The organism is Anaerophilus nitritigenes, assembly GCF_004138215.1.
Lineage (GTDB): Bacteria > Bacillota > Clostridia > Peptostreptococcales > Thermotaleaceae > Anaerophilus > Anaerophilus nitritogenes.
This window is the reverse complement of sequence record NZ_RYYS01000058.1, coordinates 1-6,127: the sequence shown is the minus strand read 5'-3', so window position 1 is coordinate 6,127 and position 6,127 is coordinate 1. Positions and strand designations below refer to the sequence as shown.

The 6,127-nt window shown below is 28.8% G+C and carries 9 protein-coding genes; 3 read left to right on the top strand and 6 right to left on the bottom strand.

From position 1 onward, the window contains the following. Nucleotides 1–281: 281 nt before the first annotated feature. On the bottom strand, nt 282–692 hold the full coding sequence (locus EK368_RS08685; RefSeq protein WP_129598523.1) for a MarR family winged helix-turn-helix transcriptional regulator: 411 nt from the start codon (nt 690–692) through the stop codon (nt 282–284). Nucleotides 693–841: 149 nt separating this feature from the next. Between EK368_RS08685 and EK368_RS08680 the strand changes: the two genes are divergently transcribed. Continuing rightward, complete coding sequence (locus tag EK368_RS08680) at nt 842–1,300, top strand: DUF2798 domain-containing protein (RefSeq protein ID WP_129598520.1); 459 nt, start codon at nt 842–844, stop codon at nt 1,298–1,300. Between the two features lie 489 nt (nt 1,301–1,789). Here EK368_RS08680 and EK368_RS08675 read toward each other — a convergent pair whose 3' ends face one another. After that, on the bottom strand, nt 1,790–2,548 hold the full coding sequence (locus tag EK368_RS08675) for a transposase (RefSeq protein ID WP_129598518.1): 759 nt from the start codon (nt 2,546–2,548) through the stop codon (nt 1,790–1,792). Between the two features lie 555 nt (nt 2,549–3,103). On the opposite strand from EK368_RS08675, the gene EK368_RS08670 reads away from it, so the two are divergent. Then, nucleotides 3,104–3,358 (top strand): hypothetical protein, encoded by a 255-nt coding sequence (locus tag EK368_RS08670; RefSeq protein ID WP_129598516.1) that lies wholly within the window; start codon nt 3,104–3,106, stop codon nt 3,356–3,358. After that, nucleotides 3,339–3,917, top strand: coding sequence for a class I SAM-dependent methyltransferase (locus EK368_RS08665; protein ID WP_129598514.1), 579 nt, complete (start codon nt 3,339–3,341; stop codon nt 3,915–3,917). Before EK368_RS08670 ends, EK368_RS08665 begins: the two co-directional genes overlap by 20 nt. 132 nt (nt 3,918–4,049) lie before the next feature. Here the strand turns inward: EK368_RS08665 and EK368_RS08660 are convergent, their stop codons facing one another. From EK368_RS08660 to EK368_RS08645, 4 genes are all read right to left on the bottom strand, one after another. After that, nucleotides 4,050–4,673 carry a hypothetical protein gene (locus tag EK368_RS08660; protein ID WP_129598513.1) on the bottom strand — a complete coding sequence of 208 codons (624 nt, stop codon included), beginning with the start codon at nt 4,671–4,673 and terminating at the stop codon, nt 4,050–4,052. Beyond that, nucleotides 4,666–4,896, bottom strand: a complete 231-nt coding sequence (locus tag EK368_RS08655) for a helix-turn-helix transcriptional regulator (RefSeq protein ID WP_129598511.1) — start codon at nt 4,894–4,896, stop codon at nt 4,666–4,668. The genes EK368_RS08660 and EK368_RS08655 overlap by 8 nt, the downstream gene beginning before the upstream one ends. Before the next feature lie 267 nt (nt 4,897–5,163). After that, entirely contained in the window at nt 5,164–5,358 is a 195-nt protein-coding gene (locus EK368_RS08650) for a hypothetical protein (RefSeq protein ID WP_129598509.1), read from the bottom strand. Between the two features lie 310 nt (nt 5,359–5,668). Beyond that, nucleotides 5,669–5,899: a LexA family protein gene (locus EK368_RS08645; RefSeq protein WP_129598507.1), complete on the bottom strand. Its 231-nt coding sequence runs from the start codon at nt 5,897–5,899 to the stop codon at nt 5,669–5,671. Nucleotides 5,900–6,127: the final 228 nt, after the last annotated feature.

Below are 6,127 nucleotides of genomic sequence, written 5' to 3'. Positions count from 1 at the left end.
AATCATATCAGATGCCTCCTAGGGTATTGGTCTTCATAAAATTAGTATTCCTAGGATTTAGGTATCTGATTTTGTTATTTTATGGAAATTAATATTCGGTTACTTGTAAAGTGGTGAATATCTTTAAGGTAGGATAGAACATGGGGACAGGTTCTTTGTCTCTATAACTCTACAAGGACAGTGTACCTGTTCCTTTGTCTCTTTTAGTACTTATTTCATTCTTGGTAAAATACCTCAAATTCCATCTACAGCCAGCTCCTATAACCGTATTATCTATATAGTTATTCAATCCAATTTTTATTTAGTAATTCTTTAAGCATTTTTACCTGCTCTTTTCCTAAAACATCTACTATCTTATTCTCTAATGCCTCTTTTAATTCTTGACTCCTTTTACAATAATCATTTCCTTTAAGGGTAAGTTCTGTATACCTATTTCCTTGTTCATTTGTTACAAATATTAAATATCCTCTTGTTTCTAATTTTTTAGCACATTTGAACATTGCTTGACGAGATATATTTGCCTGTCTTGCTATTTCAGCAATAGATATTTTACCCATATTAATCTTAGCTAAAAGTAGTGCCTCTGTATGAGAAATATCTTCTTCTTGCTCTGCCCATCTATCTTCAACCTCACGCCTAAGAACAATATGTTTTTCACTTATTAAATCTATTATATTTAAAATTTCATTCATCTTCTCACCTTATCTTTAATTATTATATATTTTATTTTAATAAACTCAAATCCTTTTGTCAACTTAGTTGACATTTTTAGAAGTTAATGCTACACTCACTAAGTCAACTTAGTTGACCAATTTATTTTACTTTAGGAGGAATTTTTAATATGGGACAAACAAAACTACAAAAATTTATTTTTACATTAATGATGTGCTTTAGTATGGTTCTTGGTATGACTATTTATAATATGCTTTTAAATGAAGGCCTCCACTCTCAATTCTTTGCTCATCTTTTAAAAGATTTTTGGCTTGGATTTATTGTAGCACTTTTATTAGATATCTTTATTGTTGGTAAAATTGCTAAGCCAATTGCATTTAACATTGTAAACTCAAATAAAGATACTAAGCCAATTAAGATTATATTAGCAATTTCAAGTTGTATGGTAGTAGGTATGGTATTATTTATGTCTATGTATGGTGCTATTACAGCTGTTGGTCTTAGCAGTATGGCATTAAAAATTTATCCATTATGTGTTATTAGAAACTTTATTATGGCATTACCACTTAACTTACTTATTGTATCTCCTTTAGTAAGATTCTCATTTAGTAAAATGTTCGCTAATTAAATTCCTTAATTTCTTCCTTACTCATTAACGATAGCATATAATAATGGTGTTACTATTGATGTCCTAACTCAAGGGTACTGCTTGTTAGAAAAAAGTATTTGAAAATAATAACATATTTTGTAAATATGCTACTATTTATGATACGGTATTTTCACCTATAAAAATAGCCTTAGACAAGTTATGTCAATGCCTAAGGCTATAAACCTCACTTATTTATGGTACGGTTCACCGTATCGTTGTATCGGCGGTTTTTTTATTAAAAATACAAAATCCAATAAACCAATAGCTACCAAATTTCTGCTGCAAGACTGCCAACAACAAAATCAGCACCACCCGTCTAACGGGTGGTTTGCTCAGGGCTATAAGCCCTTATGGGAGGACATGGGAGGACATGGGGGAAGGACATGGGAAGGACATGGGGACCGGTTCTTTGTCCCTATTTTTATAAAGTCCATAACCTAAACTCTACAAGAACAGTGTCCCTGTCCCTTATATTCGACTAATGACGCTTTTTGATATTCCTGTTATTCTAGCTATTTGCCTTATTGTAATACCCTCCACTGATTTTATTTTATGAATAATCTCATCTCTTTTTGTCTTTTCAAGTTGTTGTAATTTGCTTGTATTGGAAAGTCCTAATTGATGTATGCAATTCAGCACTTCTTCATCTGTTACTCTCCTTTTTTCTTCATATTCCAAACATTTATCATTGTTTTTCTCTTTTGTATATTTCATAAATAATTCTACTGCTTTTTTTCTATCTTCTGAGTACATTTTTAAAGTAAAATCTTTATTTATCGTTGATTTATGTTTACTATACTCTAGATAACTGCTCCACTTATATTCATCTAAATTTTTTACTATCCCTGCTTTGAGAGGATTTTGATGTATATATCTTAATACCATCAAAAAATATTCGTCACTTTCTACATTTTCACTTTTGAATCGTTCTTGAAACAAATGTCCACATCTATCATATTTATCATTGTACCAATATACATAACTGCTACTAATTCTCTTTATTGCAGTTGATATTGACTCTGTAAATTCTTTCATTAGTAAGTGTACATGATTATCCATAAGACAGTAACCATAGACTTCATATTCACTTACAATCTTATATCGATTGATTACTTCTATAAATTTCTGTCTATCTTCATCATCTTCAAATATATTTTGTTTATTAATACCCCTTAGCATGATGTGGTATATTCCACTGTTACTTTTTTCTCGTGCATGTCTTGGCATATTAACCTCCTAAATATTGAATCTATCATAATAACAGCTTAAGGGACAAAACATATGTTTTGTCCCCCTTTTTTTAAATAACTATTTATATTGTAATTATGCACAAAATAAACATTTTTAATCAAAGAAAAAAGGACAATGTACCTGTCCCTTAGTCCCTTTCCTTAGTCCCTTTTTAGTCCCTTTCTACCTGTCCCTTAGTCCCTTTCCAGTCACTTTTACAATGCTTCATCCAAGGACATTTTTTTAGAATTTCTTCTGTGTCTGCTCCTGCTCCACCATCATCCATATACAAGCATATACAAGTATACAAGGGTATACAAGGGTATACAAGGGGACAGTTAATAAATTATTATAATATACGATAACTTATTGTAGTGCAAAAAAAAATATTATATGGTATCATAAAGAAAAATAAAGCTGATAATTAATATCATTTGATTATGTATTTTATTTAAAATACATATTTTTTTAAAAACTTAGTGATAATGATTTTCAATATCTTGTTAAATTTTAAAATAAAAGTTTTAAGGGGTATAGAAAGGGTGAATCAATATGGAAAAATATAAAGAAAAATTAGTAGGCGTTTCAGAGACAATGCTAATACCCGTATGGGCAAGAGCACAGGAAACCAAAAGAAAAGATTGCATGATTAAAGATTCTAAACCTTTAGAAATAGTAGAAAACATTGATTATGATTTTTCTGTATTTGGAGATTATGATAAATTTTACAAAACACAGGTCGGTGTTGCAGCAAGAACTAAAATATTAGATGATTTGACCAAAGAATATATACAAAAAAAATCCTAATGGTACAATCATCAATATAGGTTCTGGTCTAGATACAAGACCTACTAGAATAGATCTTAAAAACATTCACTGGTATGATATAGATTTATCTGAAGGAATAAACATCAGAAGACAATTCATAAATGAAACAGATCATCTTACATTTATAGAAAAGTCTGTATTTGACTATAAGTGGATGAATTTAATAGATAAAAAAGAAAATGTATTTATTATAGCAGAAGGTATATTTATGTATTTTAAAATAGAGCAACTAAAAGATTTATTTCAAAAATTAGCAGATCATTTTACAAACTCCGAAATTGTTTTTGAAACATTTGATCCCATTATAGTAGGGAAAGCAAAGCATCATGAATCCGTCAAAAAACTAAAAACCCAATCTGAATTTCATTCTGGATTTAAATCAGGAAAAGAAATTGAATGCTTTGATGATCGCCTTCATTTTATAAAAGAATGGTATCATTTTGATATAGGCGGAAAAAGATGGAAAAATATGAGATTGCTTTGGTGCATCCCAAGATTTAAAAAAATGATGAAGATCATAAAAATCAAAATAAATTAATTTGTTGGTTTATAAATCTAAATCATTGATTTCCAAAATTTTATATAAAACTTAAAAAACCTCATGTTCCTTGTAATTTCAAGAAAAATGAGGTTTTATTTTGGCGCACCCGAGACGAAAATTTATTTCATATTATCTTATATACAATTTATACATTATATATCCTATTAGGCATAGAGTAAACAATCCGTAACCTCTAGCAAATATTTTTGAAAACTTATTTCCAGTTTCCTCTCTTTTTTTATATTCTTCTCTACTTAATTTTTTCCTTGGATATACTCCTATCATTAATGAAACAATAATTAAATTTATCATCAGAAGTAAAGTATCTAATCTAATAAAGCTCGAAGAAATCTCAAAATTTTTCACTTCTAAAATTTGTGTAATAATTAAAATAACACTTATACTTATTGATAAATAACATATGCTATCTAAAATCTTACGATTTTTAACCTTAAAAGATATTACTATCCCTTTCATATAGAAAAAGTAAAATAATAAATACATTACACAAAAAATATTAATAATCATTAATATTATCTGAGGTGTGAATTCAATATTTCCTATTACTGATTTATATAATACATAGAATATTACAGATACAATAGTTAATAAATTTGACCATTTTAAAGCATAACTTTGAGCTTGTTCTTCCAATTCATCTTTATCAATAACCATATAAACAATATAAACACACATAAGCATTACAGACAACATTAAATGTAGTTCAAAAGAAATCTTTTGTAAATTAGTCATTATTATCCACCTCCAACATTTCAAAAATTTCATCAACTGTTTTATTAAAATAGTTAGCCATTGAAAAAGCAAGTTTCAGTGAAGGATTAAAAGTCCCCCTCTCAATTTCCGATATGGTACTTCTATTAACCCCTAAATCGATAGCTAGATCCTCTTGTGTGATACCACGTTCCGCTCTTAATACTTTTATTTTTGTATTGAAAATTTTTTCTCGTCTTGCCACAATACCACTCCTTTACATAATATAATACACATTCCGTTGTATATATGCAACATTTTTACGTATATATGCAACATATTTTTGTTTCCACTACAAATAAAAAGAGCTTTGTAAAATAGATTTTTAATATCTACTTTACAAAGCTCTTTTTTCTACTTCTATATTTATTAGTGCCCAAAATTTAGCTTTCTCCCCTTGTAACCTCTAACTCCTTTCCAGTTTCCTCTTGACCGATATCTTATATACTCCATTTGTACTATATTCGTATCTCTACCTAGACTTTGTAATATATTCGTTTTTAAATTCTCCAACTACTTTGCCTAATACCAACACAAATACTATTAACATCGTAATTCCATAAAAATAATGACTAGATTTTATGTTCCATAACCCCACTACAAGTGATATTAGTGCAGATATCACAAGTGATATTTTCCCTTGCTCTTTTTGTTCTTCTTTCATCATAAGCATCCCCTTCATCTATTATAAATACTTCCATACTCTTTTATATCTATGTAAGATACAAAACAAAGCCTCACCTTCCTTGGAAACACAAGGAAAGTAAGGCTATTTTCTGGTGCACCCGAGAGGATTCGAACCTCCGACGCACGGTTTAGGAATTCGATTAATCTCTTTTATAATTGTAGAAAATTTTTGTAAAACATAGCAATTTCAATGATTATATTATATAACTATAAAAATCTTTTAGATTAATTCCTTTTATTTTTTAAAAATTATACAACCAAAATACAACCACTAGGTGACATTCTACTTGTCACCTTTTTATTTCCTTTAGCCCTGCATCTGTTATTTTAATTGATCTCGGAATAGTATCTATCTTGGTTATAAATCCGTCTCTTTGTAAATTACTTAAATGACTATATATTGTACTTTTAGATTTTAAACCTAGTAAATCACAAAGATTTCTCATAGAAGGACTAATCCCATTTGCATTTATATAGTAATGTATTGCTTTTAAAACTTTTTTTTGTTTTTCAGTTATCATATTTATCCCCCTTGTAAAATTTTGATAGTTATATTATACCAAAACATACGTTCGGTGTTAAGAGGTAAAAAAAGTGGCATTTTATTTGCCACCCATCCCCTACTCTTTACCTTCTAGCAACTCTCTAACATCAATCCTAATAGGGTACTCTATAAAATCTTTATTCATAGGTTTAAAAATTTCTTTAGGGTTAAAATCTTTTTCTCTGAGAATATCAATAAGGTTTTT